Consider the following 17,127-nt stretch of genomic DNA (forward strand, 5'->3'; position numbering starts at 1 on the left):
GAACAGGTAACCACGCCTGGAACGAGCGTTTCAATTCGCGTCAACAAGCGATGCTTTCGGCTCCTCTGCCAGGATGGATTCAGTTGTATTTTCAGGAGATGCCTAATGGAGTTGAAGACCATGAAAACCCAAACCTCGTTTTCCCACATGCGCGGTCTGAAACTGGCCGCTCTGGCCATCGGCACCAGCTTCGTGCTGGCCGGTTGCGCGGGTAACCCACCGACCGAGCAGTACGCCGTGACCCAATCGGCCGTCAACAGCGCCGTCAGCGCTGGCGGTACCGAATTCGCCGCGGTGGAAATGAAGCAGGCTCAGGACAAACTCAAACAAGCTGAAATCGCCATGCACGACAAGAAGTATGACGAGGCCCGTCGCCTGTCCGAACAGGCTGAATGGGACGCTCGCGTCGCTGAACGCAAGGCTCAGGCCGCCAAGGCCGAACAGGCTGTGAAGGATTCCCAGAAAGGTGTTCAGGAACTGCGTCAGGAAAGCCAGCGCACTGTGCAGTAAGCGCGCATCCCGACCGCAAAGCTGAAACTCTTACCGATAGAAAGGACGACAAATTATGCGTAAGCAACTGATGATTCCCGCTCTTCTGGCCGCAAGCGTTGCCCTGGCTGCCTGCTCCACCCCGCCTAATCCTAACCTGGAACAGGCGCGCACCAACTACGCCGGCCTGCAGGCCAACCCACAGGCGAGCAAAGTCGCAGCACTGGAAACCAAAGACGCCAGCGATTACCTGGACAAGGCCGACAAGGCCTATCTGGACAAGGAAGACGCCGCCAAGGTTGACCAACTGGCTTACCTGACCAACCAGCGCGTGGAAGTGGCCAAGCAGACCATCGCTCTGCGCACCGCTGAAAACAACCTGAAAAACGCCGCTGCTCAACGCGCTCAGGCTCGTCTGGATGCCCGTGACCAGCAGATCAAACAGCTGCAGGACAGCCTTAATGCCAAGCAGACTGATCGCGGCACGCTGGTGACTTTCGGTGATGTGCTGTTCGCCACCAACAAGGCTGATCTGAAATCCAGCGGTCTGGTCAACATCAACAAACTGGCGCAATTCCTTCAGGAAAACCCGGATCGCAAAGTGATCGTCGAGGGTTACACCGACAGCACCGGCACCGCGAGCTACAACCAGTCGCTGTCCGAGCGCCGCGCGACTTCCGTGCAGATGGCCCTGATCAAGATGGGCGTCGACCCTTCGCGCATCGTCGCTCAGGGTTATGGCAAGGAATACCCGGTAGCGGATAACGGCAGCGTCTCGGGCCGTGCGATGAACCGTCGCGTGGAAGTGACCATTTCCAACGACAACCAGCCAGTAGCACCGCGTTCTTCGGTGAGCTCGAACTAAGCTTCAGCCGGTAACGCAAAAGCCCCGCCTGACTTGATCAGGCGGGGCTTTTTTGTGGGAGCAGACATCGTAGCCCCTCACCGCAGCCCTCTCCCGAGGGAGAGGGAGCCGATCGGGGGATGCAGTTGAGATGCGCCAGCGGGGAAGATTTGCTGTGAATCCATAATCGATCTGGTCTGTCAGGTCGACGAATAGCCCAAGACACCTCGGTCAGTCCCCTCTCCCTCTGGGAGAGGGTTAGGGTGAGGGCTTCTGCGGGGTTTCTTCGCCCATGCAGCGCACGGCTTTCTTCTGCGCATTGACCAGCACCCCGGTCAGGCCTTTCTGCTCGGTATCGAACAACACCAGCACGCCATCAATGCACTGCGCCACTTGCGGCGCCGGGGTCAGCGAGAGTTTGTAGTCCTCGCCCGGCACGGTCTTGAGCATGGTGAATTCGTTGAGCAGCAACGCATCCTCCGGCTTGGCAAAGTGCAGATAGCCGTAGTACCACAGCGCTCCGACGGTGCCGAGGATGCTGCAGATACCGGTGATGATCAACGGGATGGCGTTGCGTTCTTCAGTCATTGCGGGGTCTCATCTTCATTGTTCGGAGGCGGCGGATAGTTGGGGATTTCGCCGAGGCGGCGCAGGCCGTCGAAGTGTTGGGGATCGTCGAGATAGCGCAGCATGACCTGACGCCACACCGGGTCGCCGAAGGTTTGCACATGACCGCCACGGGTCAGCTGCAACACGCGCGGCGGCGGCGCGGCCTGATACAGGCGAATGCCGTTGGCCATCGGCACCAGCGGATCGTCGATGCTGTGGAAGATCAGCTTGGGCACGCCCGTCAGCTGCGCCATCGAATTGATTGCGCTGTCGCCGTCGGGTACCAGCCACGACAGCGGCACCTGCAACGGCCAAGTCAGCCATGAAGTGCTTAGGGCGAACTGGCCGACACTGCGATAACTGGCGGGCACGCCATCCAGCACCAGGGCCTTGAGTCGTTTCTGTCGCTCAGGATGCTGCGCCAGCCAATGAACCGACATCGCGCCACCGAGGCTCTGCCCGAGCAGCACCAGCGGTTTGCCTTTGACCTCGGGCGCGTTGTCGAGCCAGGCGAACGCCGCGTCGATATCCTGATAGATCGCCGGCAGGCTCGGCTTGCCCTCGGACAAACCGTAGCCGCGATAATCCACCAGCAGCACCTGATAGCCGTTCTTCGGCAACCACCAGCTCCCGCCCAAGTGCATCGGCAGATTGCCGCCGTTACCGTGCAGATGCAGGACCGTACCTTTGACCTCGACACCGGGTTTGGCCGGCAGCCACCAGGCGTTGAGTTTCAAGCCATCGGCGGTGGTCAGGGTGACGGTGCGGAATTCGAGTTTGGCTTTGTCCGGGGTGAAGATCTGGCCCGGTTCAGGGTAGAACAGCAGCGAACTGCAACCGCCGAGGGTCAAGAGCAGGCAAAGGATGCCGAGGATTCTCATCCGGTGAAACCTCGCAAAGAAGAGAGCTGAACACAAATCAAACCTGTGGGAGCGAGCCTGCTCGCGAAAGCGGTTTATCAGCCAACATCAATATTGAAGGTGAGATCGCATTCGCGAGCAGGCTCGCTCCCACAAGGGGTTCGGTGCTGGGTCTAGAGGATATTGGAGTAATCAGCTTCGATCCGGTCCAGACTCAAATGGTTGAGGAAGTTGGAGAAACACATCCACGCCGACAATGCATTCATATCCCGGAACTGATCCGGCAGATACTTCGGCGGCACCACCAGCCCTTCATCCACCAACTGGCGCAAAGTGCGCATATCTTCCAGCGTGGTCTTGCCACAGAACAACAGCGGAATCTGCTCGAGCTTGCCTTTGCGCACGGCCAACTGAATGTAGTTGTAAACCATGATGAAGCCCTTGAGGTAGGACAAGTCTTTGGTGAATGGCAGACCGGTCGGCGTCGAGCCGCGGAACACCCGGCTGGCATTGCCGTAGCTTTCGGCCATTTCGAAACCCTGATCGCGGAAGAATTCGTAGATCTGCAAGAAGTCCGCGCCCTCCTCGACCATATGGATCGCACGGGTGCGGTTGGTCAGTTTGCGCAGGCGACTCGGGTAGGAGGCAAAAGTGATGATTTCCATCAGGATCGCCAGGCCCTCCTGGGTCACCGTCGACGAGGGCGGGCCTTTCGACAGGAACGTACAGATCGGCTGGTTCAAACCATTAAGCGTGGTGCCGACATGCACCAGGCCTTCGTGGACTTCCAGGGCGCGCACGTCGCGGTCGTTGAACAGCGCGTCGGTGCGGATCTTGATGTAGTCGGCGCCCGCTGCGGCGTCGGCGACGATGCCGTCGGACTCGAACACGCGAATGGTTTCTTCGGCCTCGCCGAACACCTTGTTCAGGCGGGTTTGCAGCAGGTGTACCGCGTCTTTCGCGGTAAGGATTTTCGGCTCGTCCTTGAGGTCCCCGCGCCCGTCGATGTTGTTCAGGTAGTCGGACATCATCAGGCCAAGGTCGGCCAGGGTCGGGTCACCGGCATGGAAAGCATCGGACGCGGCGCCGTACAGCTCCTGCGAGATCAGGCCGAAGTCCTCGGTGCCGCGCGCTTCGAGCATGCGCACCACCATGCGATATTCCTTGCACATGCGCCGCATGATCTGCCCGACCGGGTTGAACTGGCCGAGCTGGCGGGTGATGTCGCGCTCGATGTTCTGGAACTCCAGTTTGACCTGGCTCGAATCGAACGACAGCGGGCGGTTGAGGTAGTAGTCGCGATCGACCGCCGGCATTTCCTTGCCCTTGGCCTTGAGGAAACCCTTGCGCACGTTGTCGTCCCACTTGACCGCATCGAGCACGCGGATCGGCGTCTGCGCCAGCACAATGCGATCGGACAACATGCGTATCGTCTGCTGGTAATCGTCCACCCGAAACTCCTGTAGAAAACGTGACGTGCTGAAACTCAGACTTTAAGCCTTTGTGGGAGCGAGCCTGCTCGCGAATGCACTGTGTCAGACAACGCAGATGTTGAATATCAGAGCGCTTTCGCGAGCAGGCTTGCTCCCACAGGGTGTAGCGTGAAACGCTAGACCGACGCCAGCACCAGGTGCATGTACCGCGTCAGGATCCCGAGCATGTCCTCTTCGGCCAGAGGCTCGGCGTCGTTGAGCAGGCCCTGATATTCCATCCGCCCGATAATCGCCGTCAACACCTTGGCATCCTGCTGCGGTTCGCGCGAGCCCAATACCTGGAACAACTGGCAAGTACCCTGCAGCAGAATCTGCTGATGCGAACGCACCAGAATCGCCAGACGCGGGTTGAGCAGCGCTTCCTGGCGAAACGCCTGTTCGGCCATCAGGTGCTCGCGACGGTTGATCAGTTGCCGGTGCACGTAATCGGCCATCAGCCGCGCGATGTCATCGGCCAATTGCGAGCGCGACTCGGGGCTGCCATCCGCGCTGACCACCATTTCGCGCAGCAGACCTTCGTTGTTGATCCACAACTTGGCCATGTACGCCGCGCTGCGCTCCACGTATTGAGCGAAGGTATCGGTGAGCAGGTCATCGATGTCCTTGAAGTAATACGTGGTCGCCGACAGCGGCACACCGGCCTCTGCCGCGACCGCACGATGGCGCACGGCACGCACGCCGTCGCGCACGACAATGCGCATCGCGGCGTCGAGAATGTCCTGGCGACGCTGCTCACTGCCCTGTCGGCTGGCCTTGCGGCCCTGGTACTGAACACTTTCAGCGACCGCAGTGGCGATACCCGCTGCACCTTCTTGAGCTATTGCACCCATCACGACAGCACTTCCTCTGCTATTTGCAAATTAACCAATTGATACATTTGTACCAGACAGGCAATAAAAAGCCGCCTGTTTTAGGCGGCTTTTCAACTGAAACGTTTACGCTTGCGGTCGCATGTGCGGGAACAGGATCACATCGCGGATCGACGGCGAGTTGGTCAGCAACATCACCAGACGATCGATGCCGATACCTTCACCGGCGGTTGGCGGCATGCCGTACTCCAGCGCACGGACGAAGTCGGCGTCGTAGTGCATGGCTTCGTCGTCGCCGGCGTCCTTGTCGGCCACCTGCGCCATGAAACGCTCGGCCTGGTCTTCGGCGTCGTTCAATTCGGAGTAGGCGTTGGCGATTTCACGGCCACCGATGAACAGCTCGAAGCGGTCGGTGACGTTCGGGTTGTCGTCATTGCGACGGGCCAGCGGCGACACTTCGAACGGGTACTGAGTGATGAAGTGCGGCTGCTCCAGCTTGTGCTCGACCAGCTCTTCGAAAATCATCACCTGCAGCTTGCCCAGACCTTCGAAGCCCAGCACCTTGGCGCCGGCCTTCTTGGCAATGGCACGAGCCTTGTCGATGTCGTTCAGATCATCGGCAGTCAGCTCAGGGTTGTACTTGAGGATCGAGTCGAACACCGACAGGCGCACGAACGGTTCGCCGAAGTGGAACACCTTGTCGCCGTACGGCACGTCGGTGCTGCCCAGAACCAGCTGCGCGAGTTCGCGGAACAGTTCTTCGGTGAGGTCCATGTTGTCTTCGTAATCGGCGTACGCCTGATAGAACTCCAACATGGTGAATTCCGGGTTGTGACGGGTCGAAACGCCTTCGTTACGGAAGTTGCGGTTGATCTCGAACACTTTCTCGAAACCGCCAACCACCAGACGCTTCAGATACAGCTCTGGGGCGATACGCAGGAACATTGGCAGGTCGAGCGCATTGTGATGGGTTTCGAACGGCTTGGCCGCAGCGCCGCCGGGAATGGTCTGCAGCATCGGCGTTTCGACTTCGAGGAAGTCGCGTTTCATCAGGAAGCTGCGGATGTGCGCGATCACTTGCGAACGCACGCGGAAGGTCTGGCGCACGTCTTCGTTGACGATCAGGTCGACGTAACGCTGACGGTAGCGCTGTTCGGTGTCGGTCAGGCCGTGGTGCTTGTCCGGCAGCGGGCGCAGCGACTTGGTCAGCAGGCGCACGCTGGTCATTTCAACGTACAGGTCCCCCTTGCCGGAACGCGCCAGGGTGCCTTCGGCAGCAATGATGTCGCCCATGTCCCAGGTTTTCACCGCGGCCAGGGTTTCTTCGGACAGGGTCTTGCGGTTGACGTAGACCTGAATGCGCCCGGTCATGTCCTGAATGACCATGAACGAGCCACGGTTGAGCATGATGCGACCGGCAACCTTGACCGGGATTGCAGCCTCTGCGAGCTCTTCCTTGGTCTTGTCCGCGTACTGTTTCTGCAAGGCATCGCAGTAGTTTTCGCGGCGGAAGTCATTCGGGAAGGCATTGCCCTTGGCGCGCTCGGCAGCAAGCTTTTCCTTGCGCAGGGCGATCAGGGAGTTTTCTTCCTGTTGCAGGGCTTGCGGGTCGAGTTGTAGGTCGCTCATGTCTTTAAGTATTCCATCAGGTTCGTTGCCCCCAGCCTTCGGCTGGGGATCGCGGGCGAGCCCGCTCCCACAGAGGGTGTTACAGGCCGGATTTCAGGCTGGCTTCCAGGTATTCGTCGATGTCGCCGTCGAGCACCTTGTCGCAATCGCTGCGTTCGATGTTGGTCCGCAGATCCTTGATCCGTGAGGCATCAAGCACGTAAGAGCGGATCTGATGACCCCAGCCGATGTCCGACTTGGTGTCTTCCAGCGCTTGCGAGGCGGCGTTGCGCTTCTGCATTTCCTGCTCGTACAACTTGGCCCGCAGCATTTTCATCGCGGTGTCCTTGTTGGCGTGCTGGGAACGTTCGTTCTGGCAGCTGACCACGGTGTTGGTCGGTACGTGGGTGATACGTACGGCCGAGTCGGTGGTGTTTACGTGCTGACCACCGGCACCGGAGGAACGATAGGTGTCGATCCGCAGGTCTGCCGGGTTGATTTCGATTTCCACCTTGTCATCGATCTCTGGCGAGACGAAAACCGCGGAGAACGAAGTGTGGCGACGGTTGCCGGAGTCGAACGGGCTCTTGCGCACCAGACGGTGCACGCCGATCTCGGTACGCAGCCAGCCAAAGGCGTATTCGCCCTTGATGTGCACGGTCGCGCCCTTGATCCCGGCGACTTCACCGGCGGACAGTTCCATGATGGTTGCATCGAAACCGCGTTTGTCGGCCCAGCGCAGATACATGCGCAGCAGGATGTTGGCCCAGTCCTGCGCTTCGGTACCACCGGAACCGGCCTGGATGTCCAGGTAGGCGTTGTTCGGGTCCATTTCATGGCTGAACATGCGGCGGAATTCCAGCTTGGCCAGATTTTCCTCGAGACGGGCCAGCTCGGCGACAACATCGCCCACTGCGCCTTCGTCGTTTTCTTCGACGGCCATCTCCAGCAGGTCGCGGCAATCGGCCAGACCGCCGTTCAGTTCGTCGAGGGTGTCGACGATCTGCGCCAGCGCGGCGCGCTCGCGGCCCAGCTCCTGGGCGTATTCAGGTTTGTTCCAGACACTCGGATCTTCAAGCTCGCGATTGACCTCGGTCAGACGCTCATGCTTTTGATCGTAGTCAAAGATACCCCCGAATAGTTTCGGAGCGCTCGGACAGGTCCTTGATGGTGTTCAGGATCGGGTTGATTTCCATGACGGGCAGCACTCGTTGGCGAACTTTTGAAAGCCGGCGAGTATAACGTAAACAGGCTGTCGCGGCAGCCCGTCTGGCGGGTGTGGGGGTGATTCACTTGCCACTGACCTGACGCGATCTGCTGTGGGAGCGAGCCTGCTCGCGAAGGCGACCTGCCAGCCGCGAGCAATATTGAATGCACGACCGCTTTCGCGAGCAGGCTCGCTCCCACAGGTGGACTGCATTGTCAGGGTAGTTACTCGATCCCGACCTGATTGCGGCCGTTGTTCTTCGCCAGATACAAGCCGCGATCCGCCGCCGAAATCAGCAACCGGCAATCACTGCCCGCCTGCGGCACCATGGTCGCCAGACCGATGCTGATGGTCAGACTGGAACCCTCGCTCGGGGTGTTATGCGGGATCTTCAGCGCCGCCACGGTCTGGCGCAGCTTCTCGGCCAACAGCCTCGCGCCGCCCGGCGAGGTGTTCGGCAGGACCAGCACGAATTCCTCGCCGCCATAACGCGCCGGCAGATCCGACGGTCGCGCGCTGGCCTCGCGGATCGCCGTGGCGACCTTGCGCAGCGCTTCGTCGCCTTCAACGTGGCCGAAGCTGTCGTTGTACGACTTGAAGTAATCGACGTCGATCATCAGCAATGACAGCTGCGTCTGATCGCGCAGCGAACGGCGCCACTCCAGTTCCAGGTATTCGTCGAAATGACGGCGGTTGGACAGCCCGGTCAGGCCGTCGGAGTTCATCAGCCGTTGCAGCACCAGATTGGTGTCGAGCAATTGCTGCTGGCTGACCCGCAACGCACGGTACGCGGCATCGCGTTGCAGCAATGTCATGTAGGAGCGCGAGTGGTAGCGAATGCGCGCGACCAGTTCGATGGTGTCGGGCAGCTTCACCAGATAATCGTTGGCACCGGCGGAAAACGCCGCGCTCTTGATCAGCGGGTCTTCCTTGGTCGAGAGGACGATGATCGGGATGTCCTTGGTCGCCGGATGATTGCGATATTCGCGCACCAGGCTCAGGCCATCGAGGCCGGGCATCACCAGATCCTGAAGGATTACCGTCGGTTTGATCCGCACTGCCTGGGCAATGGCCTGCTGCGGGTCGGAGCAGAAGTGGAAGTCGATGTTTTCCTGATCCGACAGCCCACGGCGCACCGCTTCGCCGATCATCGCCTGATCATCCACCAACAACACCATGGCGGCGTTCTCGTCGGTTTTAATGTCGTCGATCTGTAAATCATTCATGAGCGGTCACCTGAGTACTGCGGGGGCCTGGATTGCCGATCAACCTGTTCATTTGGGGAAAATCTCCAGCAATCGTGGCGCTATCTTTACCAGCGGGCGAATTTCCACCGCGGCATCGATCGCCGCGGCAGCCTTGGGCATGCCGTACACCGCACTGCTGTGCTGATCCTGAGCGATGGTCAAATAACCCTGCTGGCGCATGAGCTTAAGCCCTTGCGCACCATCGCGCCCCATCCCGGTCAATAAAACCCCGACCGCGTCACCGTTCCAGTAACTGGCCACGCTCTCGAAAAACACGTCGATCGAGGGACGATAGATCTCGTTGACCGGCTCGGCGGTGTAGGCCAGCGTGCCGTTTTTCAACAGGCGAATATGGTGATTGGTCCCGGCCAGCAACACCGCGCCACTTTGCGGCGGCTCGCCTTCACGGGCCAGACGCACATCAAGACCGCTGGCGCTGGCCAGCCATTCGGCCATGCCGGCGGCGAACACCTGATCGACATGCTGCACCAGCACGATCGCCGCAGAAAAATCCTTCGGCAGGCCTTTGAGCAACACTTCCAGCGCCGCCGGCCCGCCCGCAGACGAACCGATCGCCACCAGCCGCTGACGTGTCGGCGAACTGCGCGGCGAACTCGGCGCCGGGCGCGAACGTGGCGCCTTGTCGCCGATCAGCCAGCCGATGTTGAGGATCTTGCGCAGCAACGGGGCCGCCGCTTCCTGGGCATTGCCGGCGCCGATCGCCGGGGTGTCGACCACGTCCAGCGCGCCGTGGCCCATGGCCTCGAACACGCGGTGCACGTTCTGCTGGCGGTCGACAGTGACGATGACAATCGCGCACGGCGTCTCGGCCATGATCCGCCGCGTGGCTTCGACGCCGTCCATGATCGGCATGATCAGGTCCATCAGAATCAGGTCCGGGGTGTATTCGGCGCAGCGTTGCACCGCCTCGGCGCCGTTGCTGGCGACCCAGATCACCTGATGCGCCGGCTCGAAGGCCAGCGCACGGCGCAGGGCCTCCACTGCCAGGGGCATGTCGTTGACGATTGCGATCCTCATGTCCGCGCTCCTCCGATGAGCTCGACCACTGCATCGAGCAGGGCGTCGTCATGAAAACTGGCTTTGGCTAGATAATAGTCGGCGCCGGCGTCCAGTCCACGGCGACGGTCTTCTTCGCGATCCTTGTACGACACGACCATCACCGGCAGCGACTGCAGACGGTTGTCGCGGCGCAACAGGGTGACCAGCTCGATGCCGTCCATGCGCGGCATGTCGATGTCGGTGATCAGCAGGTCGAAGTTCTCCGAACGCAGCGCGTTCCAGCCGTCCATGCCGTCCACCGCCACCGCGACGTCGTAGCCGCGATTGAGCAGCAGTTTGCGTTGCAGCTCGCGCACGGTCAGCGAATCGTCGACCACCAGCACCCGCTTGCGCGCGGCTTCGGCAGCTTGATTGCCATGGCGGGCAATGCGTTCCAGGCGCCCGGTATTGAGCAGTTTGTCCACCGAACGCAGCATGTCTTCGACATCGACGATAAGCACCACCGAACCATCATCGAGCAAGGCCCCGGCGGAGATGTCCTGAACCTTGCCAAGGCGCTCGTCCAGCGGCAACACCACCAGCGTGCGCTCACCGACGAAACGCTCGACCGCCACGCCGTAGATTGCCTCGCGCTCACGGATCACCACGACTTTGAGGGTAGCGCCGGCGTTCTGGCTGGCCGGACGATTGAGCAACTGACTCGCCGCCACCAGGCCGACATGGCGGCCCTCGTGCCAGAAATGCTGGCGGCCTTCGACCTGCACGATGTCTTCGGGGGCCAGATCGCACATGCGTTCGATGTGCGCCAACGGGAACGCGTAAGCCTCTTCGCCGACTTCCACCACCAAGCTGCGCACCACCGACAAGGTCAGCGGCACCTCCAGGTGGAAACGACTGCCCTCGCCCGCCGTCTGTTCCAGTACCACGGCCCCGCGCAATTGGCGAACCATGTGCTGAACAGCGTCCAGACCGACGCCACGGCCGGACACCTCGGTGACCTTGTCGCGCAAGCTGAAACCGGGCAGAAACAGGAAGGTCAGCAGTTCCTCTTCGCTCAATTGCGCTGCAGTTTCGGCTGGGGATAACTGGCGCTCGATGATGCTGCGGCGGACTTTCTCCAGATCGACACCATTGCCGTCATCGCTCAATTCCAGCACCAGCAAACCGGCCTGATGCGATGCACGCAGGCGGATCAGACCTTCTTCGGGCTTGCCCTTGAGCAGACGTTGCTCCGGGGTTTCGATACCGTGATCGACGGCGTTGCGCAGCAGATGCGTGAGCGGCGCTTCGAGCTTTTCCAGAACATCGCGATCGACTTGGGTTTTCTCGCCTTCGATCTCCAGGCGCACTTGTTTGCCAAGGCTGCGACCGAGGTCGCGAACCATGCGCGCCTGGCCGCTCAGCACGTCGGCGAACGGGCGCATGCGGCAGGCCAGCGCGGTGTCGTAGAGCACTTGTGCGCGCTGGCTGGCTTGCCAGGCGAACTCGTCGAGTTCGGCGTTTTTCTCGCTGAGAAGTTGCTGCGACTCGGCGAGCAAGCGCCGCGCATCTTCCAGCGATTCGAGCGCTTCCAGGCTCAGCGCATGCTCCTTGAGGTGCACATTGAGATTTTCCAGAGCGCGCAGGCCATTGTTCTGCATGCGTTTGAGACGCTGCATGGTTGCCAGATGCGGTTTCAAACGCTGGGTTTCCACCAGCGATTTGCTCGACAGATCGAGCAGGCTGTTCAGGCGTTCGGCGGTGACGCGCAGGACGCGCTCGCCGCCCTCAGTAGTACGTTTGTTTTTGCGCAGTGTTGGCTCGGCGGGCTCGTCGACAATCGGCGCCGACACTATCGGCGCTGGTTCGATCTGCAACCCGGCCATTGGCGGCGTGGCAACCACCGCGGCTGGCGCCGACGGATCGAGCAAACGCCCCATCAGCGCCACGTAGGCTTCAATGTCCGCAGGTTGCGGCGCGTTGGCCGGCGTGGCGATGCGCATCAGCAGATCGGTGCCCTGCAACAACGCGTCGATGTGCTCGGGACGCAGCAGCAAACGCCCTTCCTGCGCGCTGACCAGGCAATCTTCCATGACGTGGGCGACGCTGACGCCGCTGTCGATACCCACAATCCGCGCCGCGCCCTTGAGCGAGTGCGCCGCGCGCATGCACGACTCCAGTTGATCGGCCTGGGTCGGATTGCGCTCCAGCGCCAGAAGCCCGGCGCTGAGCGCCTGGGTCTGGGCCTCGGCTTCGAGGCTGAACAGTTCGAGCAGTGAGGCGTCGCGCATTTGCTCGGGGGTCATGTCAGGCTCCGGGTCACGGCAGACAACAGCTGTTCTTCATCCAGCCAGCGCAGGCTGCGACCGCGATATTGCAGAACGCCACGGGTGTATTTGGCACTGGCCTGCGCACCGGACTGCGACGCGGCATCGAGGATGCGTTCGTCGATGGCATGAATGCCGTCGACCTCATCCACCGGCACCACCACTGGCCCGCCGTGTGCGGCGATGATCAGCATGCGCGGCATGACTCGCCCGCCGCTGGCCGGCGCAACGCTGCCGTCGAGGTCGAGCAATTCCACCAGCGACAGGCACGCGACCAGGGCGCCACGCACATTGGCCACGCCGAGCAAGGCGCGCGAGCGCTGGTGCGGCAGCGAATGAATCGCCTGCAGCGGCGCGACTTCAACGAGGCTGCGCGTCGCTAGTCCGAGCCATTCCTCGCCGAGGCGGAACATCAGCAAAGAGCGGGTCTTGACGTCGGTTTCGACTTTGCTGACGACCGCGTCGCGCTGGTCCTGCTGCAACGAATAGCGGTCGAGCAGGCGCGTGGCAGCGGCGGAATACACCGAACAGTTGCGGCAATGGATGTGCTCTTCCAGAAGCGGGCAGGACTTGTCGCCATGAATGCCGATGCGGTTCCAGCAATCGTCGATGGCGCGGGCGTCTTCGTGGGTAACGTTCAAGGTGTCGGACCCGTTCATCGTTTACGCTCACTGTCGGCGGCGCGCCCGCTGCGGGCGGCGCGCTCCTGCAATCGTCGGGCACCCACCGAGTCGCCCTGGGCCTGGAGCAACGCGGCCAGGTGCATCAGCGCTTCGGGGTGTTGCGGTTCGAGGTACAAGGCCTTGCGGTAATAACCCTGGGCTTCGAGGCTCAGCCCGGCGACATCGCTGAGCAGGCCGAGCCAGTAGAACACCTGCGCCACCGGTTCATGACTGCGCAGATAGTGTTCGCACGCGGCACGGGCCTCGGCGCTTTTGCCTTCGTTGGCCAGTGCGGCAATCTGCGCCAGCAACGTTGCGGCGTCCGGGTTGGCGGTTTTTTTCGTCACCGGCAAAGCCGTCACGGCAGCGAACGGCCGGTTGCGCACTGGCGCTGGCGGCGCGCTGCGCAGTGGTTGGCTGACCGGCACGGCGAGCGGTCTGGGCGTCGGCAGCGGTTCGGGGTGCGGCTCGCTGTGGCGGCTGAAGGCGAACGACTGCGGGATGCCGATCGAACGCATGCCCAAGCGCCCCAGCAGGCTGCCCTCCGCCGGGCCGATGAACAGCACGCCGTCGACATGAGTCAGGCGCTTGAGCACTTCGAATACCTGCTTCTGCGTCGGCTGGTCAAAGTAGATCAGCAAGTTGCGGCAGAACACGAAATCGAAGGCAGGCTCGGTCGCCAACAGCATCGGATCGAGGACATTGCCGACCTGCCAGCGCACTTGTTCGCGAACGTAGTCGTTGACCCGGTGGCCGTCCTGCTCAGGCATGAAATGCCGCTCGCGAAACTGCAGATCCTGCCCGCGAAAGGAGTTCTTGCCGTAGACAGCGCGGCGCGCCTTGTCCACCGACAGCGGGCTGATGTCCATGCCATCGACTTTGAACTGATGCGGTTTGAGCCCGGCATCGAGCAAGGCCATGGCGATCGAATAGGGTTCTTCGCCGGTCGAGCACGGCAGGCTGAGGATGCGCAATGCGCGCATGTTGTTCAGCTCGGCGAGGCGTTGACGGGCCAGTTTACCCAAAGTGGCGAAGGACTCCGGGTAACGGAAAAACCACGTCTCCGGGACGATCACCGCTTCGATCAACGCCTGCTGTTCATCCCGCGAGCCTTGCAACAATTGCCAGTATTCGTCGGCGTGGGCAGCCTGGGACAGCGTGGTGCGCTGGCGCACGGCACGCTCGATGATCGCCGTGCCCACCGAAGCGACATCGAGGCCGATGCGTTCCTTGAGGAAATCGAAAAAGCGCTGCTCACCGCTCATGGCTGCGCCTCAAGCTGCGCCGGATCCCGCGGCGGATCGGGAAACAGCAAATTGCGCACGGCGTCATCGAGCAAATCATTGACCCGCACCCATTGCAGTAAGCCCTGCGCATCTTCACGCACCGGGCCGAGGTACGGCGCCTCGCGGTTGTCGAGGCCGTAGGGCTGAAAATCTTGCGGATGACAGCGCAGCGTGTCGGTAGCCTGTTCGAGGACCAGTCCGAGCCACTGCGTGGGCTGCGAATCATCCGGCCGGTAATTGACCAGCACCAGCCGCGTGCTGGTGCGCGCCTCGGCGGGCTGGCCGAAAGTCAGCGCGCTGAGATCGATCACCGGCACCACCGCACCGCGATAGGCGAACACCCCGGCCACCCAATGCGGCGCGCGGGCGATCGGCTTCAACGGCAGGCGCGGCAGCACTTCGGCCACTTCGGTGGCACGCAGGGCGTAGCGTTCGCTGCCGATGCGAAACAGCAGAAACAGCGCCTGCTTCGCCACTGGCGCGCTGCCCCGTTTGGCGATGATTTCGCTCATCAGACTTTGAATCGCGAAACGCCGCTGCGCAGGCCGACGGCCACCTGGCTCAGTTCGTCGATGGCGAAACTGGCCTGACGCAGCGATTCGACGGTCTGGCTGCTGGCATCGCCCAACTGCACCAGCGCATGGTTGATCTGCTCGGCGCCGGTGGCCTGGGCCTGCATGCCCTCGTTGACCATCAGCACGCGCGGCGCCAGCGCTTGCACCTGATGGATGATCTGCGACAGCTGCTCGCCGACCTGCTGTACCTCCGACATGCCGCGGCGTACCTCCTCGGAAAACTTGTCCATGCCCATCACCCCGGCCGACACCGCCGACTGGATCTCGCGGACCATTTGCTCGATGTCATAAGTGGCCACGGCGGTCTGATCCGCCAGACGCCGGACTTCGGTAGCGACCACGGCGAAACCGCGACCGTACTCGCCAGCCTTCTCGGCTTCGATCGCTGCGTTGAGCGACAGCAGGTTGGTCTGGTCGGCAACCTTGACGATGGTCACCACCACCTGATTGATGTTGCCGGCCTTCTCGTTGAGGATCGCCAGTTTGGCGTTGACCAGATCGGCCGCGCCCATTACCGAGTGCATGGTGTCTTCCATGCGTGCCAGGCCTTGCTGACCAGAGCCGGCGAGCACCGAGGCCTGATCGGCAGCGGTGGACACTTCGGTCATGGTGCGCACCAGGTCACGCGAAGTGGCGGCGATCTCGCGGGAGGTCGCGCCGATTTCGGTGGTGGTCGCTGCGGTTTCGGTGGCGGTAGCTTGTTGCTGCTTGGAGGTGGCGGCGATCTCGGTTACCGAGGTGGTCACCTGCACCGAGGAACGCTGGGCCTGGGAGACCAGCGAGGTCAGCTCGGTCATCATGTCGTTGAAGCCGGTTTCGACCGCGCCGAACTCGTCCTTGCGATCGAGGTTCAGGCGCGAACTGAGGTCGCCGGTGCGCATGATGTCGAGGATGGTCACGATGCGGTTCATCGGCGCCATGATCGCGCGCATCAACAGCAGACCGCAGAGGCCGGCGGCCAGTACCGCGACCAGCAGGGAAATGACCATGCTGACTTTTGCCGTTGCGACTGCGTCGTCGATATTGGCCATGGCGGTATCAGCGACGACTTTGTTTTCGCCAATGATGTCGTTGAGTTTCATCCGTCCGGTGTACCACGCCGGGGTCAGTTTTTCGTTGAATAACTTGACCGCATCCGCCTCAAGATTGCGACTGCGCAGGTCCAGCACAGCGTTCTGAATCTCGATGTAGGTGTCGTGGTATTTCTCGAACAGGGCGAACTCGGAACGGTCTTCATCGGTAGCCATGGTTTTGCGATAGTTGGCCATCTGCTCCTGCAGACGCGCCTCGAACGCCTTGTAGTCCGCCGCATCTTCGCTGGAAATACTTTGGCCTTCCTTGAGGCCGAGCAGCTCCTGGGTCTGCAAATAACTGTCGACCCACGCGCCGCGAATCATCGAGCTGTAATAGACGCCGGGGATGGCATCGTCGCGCACGCTGCTTTCACTGGCCTCGATCTTCAGCAATCGTGAATAGGACAGCACCACCATCAACAGCATGATGGCGATAATCACCGCAAAGCTCGCCAAAATGCGTTGGCGCAACGTCCAGTTCTTCACAGTGAATCCTCGTGCCTGATCGAAATGCGGGGAGTATAGCCGAGGGCGGTGTTTCATTTATAAGACGCTTTCCAACTCGCGCCTCCGGCAGGTTTCGCGGACAAACTCGATTCGGGCATCGCACAAATCCCTTGTAGGAGTGAGCCTGCTCGCGATAGCGGTGTGTCAGGCGCTGATGTTTTGCCTGAACAGACGCCTTCGCGAGCAGGCTCGCTCCCACAGGTTCTGCGGTGAACCGGGGCTTTCGGGCAAACCATAAATCATGTGGGAGCGAGCCTGCTCGCGAAGACAACACCTCGCTCCCGGCAAATCCCCAACTGCGCAAGAAGTTGCGCAGTTGGTCGTAATATTTCAGCGGGTAAATCCTCTGCAGCCCCCGCGGTCAAAGGCCTGCAGCCAAGTGCGCAAGAAGTTGCGCAGTACTGCGCAACTTCTTGCGCACTTTCTCCCGACATTTCCGCTGAAATTCGCCCCGGATGATCACCGACCACCGCGGCGTCCCCGCCAGCCGGGCACTTCACAAAACCTGGCACGCTCCTTGATAACTCTCAGC

The 17,127-nt window shown here is 61.4% G+C and carries 15 protein-coding genes; 2 read left to right on the forward strand and 13 right to left on the reverse strand.

Annotated features, from left to right (window positions below):
- The first annotated feature begins 105 nt into the window (after nt 1-105).
- Together GXB78_RS25510 and GXB78_RS25515 are read left to right on the forward strand one after the other, a co-directional pair.
- Nucleotides 106-510, forward strand: a complete 405-nt coding sequence (locus GXB78_RS25510) for a DUF4398 domain-containing protein (RefSeq protein WP_329517493.1) — start codon at nt 106-108, stop codon at nt 508-510.
- A gap of 55 nt (nt 511-565) precedes the next feature.
- Entirely contained in the window at nt 566-1,354 is a 789-nt protein-coding gene (locus GXB78_RS25515) for an OmpA family protein (protein WP_024011746.1), read from the forward strand.
- A 237-nt stretch (nt 1,355-1,591) separates the two neighbouring features.
- Here the strand turns inward: GXB78_RS25515 and GXB78_RS25520 are convergent, their stop codons facing one another.
- The 13 genes from GXB78_RS25520 to GXB78_RS25580 form a co-directional block, all read right to left on the reverse strand.
- On the reverse strand, nt 1,592-1,921 hold the full coding sequence (locus GXB78_RS25520; RefSeq protein ID WP_329517494.1) for a hypothetical protein: 330 nt from the start codon (nt 1,919-1,921) through the stop codon (nt 1,592-1,594).
- Entirely contained in the window at nt 1,918-2,823 is a 906-nt protein-coding gene (locus GXB78_RS25525) for an alpha/beta hydrolase (protein ID WP_329517495.1), read from the reverse strand. The genes GXB78_RS25520 and GXB78_RS25525 overlap by 4 nt, the downstream gene beginning before the upstream one ends.
- Before the next feature lie 152 nt (nt 2,824-2,975).
- Nucleotides 2,976-4,226, reverse strand: a complete 1,251-nt coding sequence (locus tag GXB78_RS25530; protein WP_329517508.1) for a flavohemoglobin expression-modulating QEGLA motif protein — start codon at nt 4,224-4,226, stop codon at nt 2,976-2,978.
- A gap of 185 nt (nt 4,227-4,411) precedes the next feature.
- Nucleotides 4,412-5,125 (reverse strand): TetR/AcrR family transcriptional regulator, encoded by a 714-nt coding sequence (locus tag GXB78_RS25535; RefSeq protein WP_056783159.1) that lies wholly within the window; start codon nt 5,123-5,125, stop codon nt 4,412-4,414.
- Nucleotides 5,126-5,230: 105 nt separating this feature from the next.
- Entirely contained in the window at nt 5,231-6,733 is a 1,503-nt protein-coding gene (lysS, locus tag GXB78_RS25540; RefSeq protein WP_329517496.1) for a lysine--tRNA ligase, read from the reverse strand.
- 79 nt (nt 6,734-6,812) lie between these two features.
- Nucleotides 6,813-7,908, reverse strand: a protein-coding gene (gene prfB, locus GXB78_RS25545) for a peptide chain release factor 2 (RefSeq protein ID WP_116658289.1) whose coding sequence is annotated in 2 segments (ribosomal slippage) — nt 6,813-7,835 and nt 7,837-7,908 — 1,095 coding nt in all. Because the reading frame shifts where the segments join, the coding sequence is not laid out codon by codon here.
- 235 nt (nt 7,909-8,143) lie between these two features.
- A complete protein-coding gene (locus GXB78_RS25550; protein ID WP_329517497.1) occupies nt 8,144-9,145 on the reverse strand; it encodes a PleD family two-component system response regulator in 1,002 nt (333 codons plus the stop codon).
- Between the two features lie 48 nt (nt 9,146-9,193).
- Complete coding sequence (gene cheB, locus GXB78_RS25555; RefSeq protein ID WP_329517498.1) at nt 9,194-10,204, reverse strand: chemotaxis response regulator protein-glutamate methylesterase; 1,011 nt, start codon at nt 10,202-10,204, stop codon at nt 9,194-9,196.
- Nucleotides 10,201-12,471, reverse strand: a complete 2,271-nt coding sequence (locus GXB78_RS25560) for a hybrid sensor histidine kinase/response regulator (RefSeq protein ID WP_329517499.1) — start codon at nt 12,469-12,471, stop codon at nt 10,201-10,203. Before GXB78_RS25560 ends, cheB begins: the two co-directional genes overlap by 4 nt.
- A complete protein-coding gene (locus GXB78_RS25565) occupies nt 12,468-13,151 on the reverse strand; it encodes a chemotaxis protein CheW (protein WP_329517500.1) in 684 nt (227 codons plus the stop codon). The genes GXB78_RS25560 and GXB78_RS25565 overlap by 4 nt, the downstream gene beginning before the upstream one ends.
- On the reverse strand, nt 13,148-14,419 hold the full coding sequence (locus GXB78_RS25570) for a CheR family methyltransferase (protein ID WP_329517501.1): 1,272 nt from the start codon (nt 14,417-14,419) through the stop codon (nt 13,148-13,150). The genes GXB78_RS25565 and GXB78_RS25570 overlap by 4 nt, the downstream gene beginning before the upstream one ends.
- Complete coding sequence (locus GXB78_RS25575) at nt 14,416-14,952, reverse strand: chemotaxis protein CheW (RefSeq protein ID WP_329517502.1); 537 nt, start codon at nt 14,950-14,952, stop codon at nt 14,416-14,418. Before GXB78_RS25575 ends, GXB78_RS25570 begins: the two co-directional genes overlap by 4 nt.
- Nucleotides 14,952-16,574, reverse strand: a complete 1,623-nt coding sequence (locus GXB78_RS25580) for a methyl-accepting chemotaxis protein (protein ID WP_329517503.1) — start codon at nt 16,572-16,574, stop codon at nt 14,952-14,954. Before GXB78_RS25580 ends, GXB78_RS25575 begins: the two co-directional genes overlap by 1 nt.
- Nucleotides 16,575-17,127: the final 553 nt, after the last annotated feature.

This window comes from Pseudomonas moraviensis subsp. stanleyae (genome assembly GCF_036283065.1).
Classification (GTDB): Bacteria; Pseudomonadota; Gammaproteobacteria; order Pseudomonadales; family Pseudomonadaceae; genus Aquipseudomonas; species Aquipseudomonas stanleyae.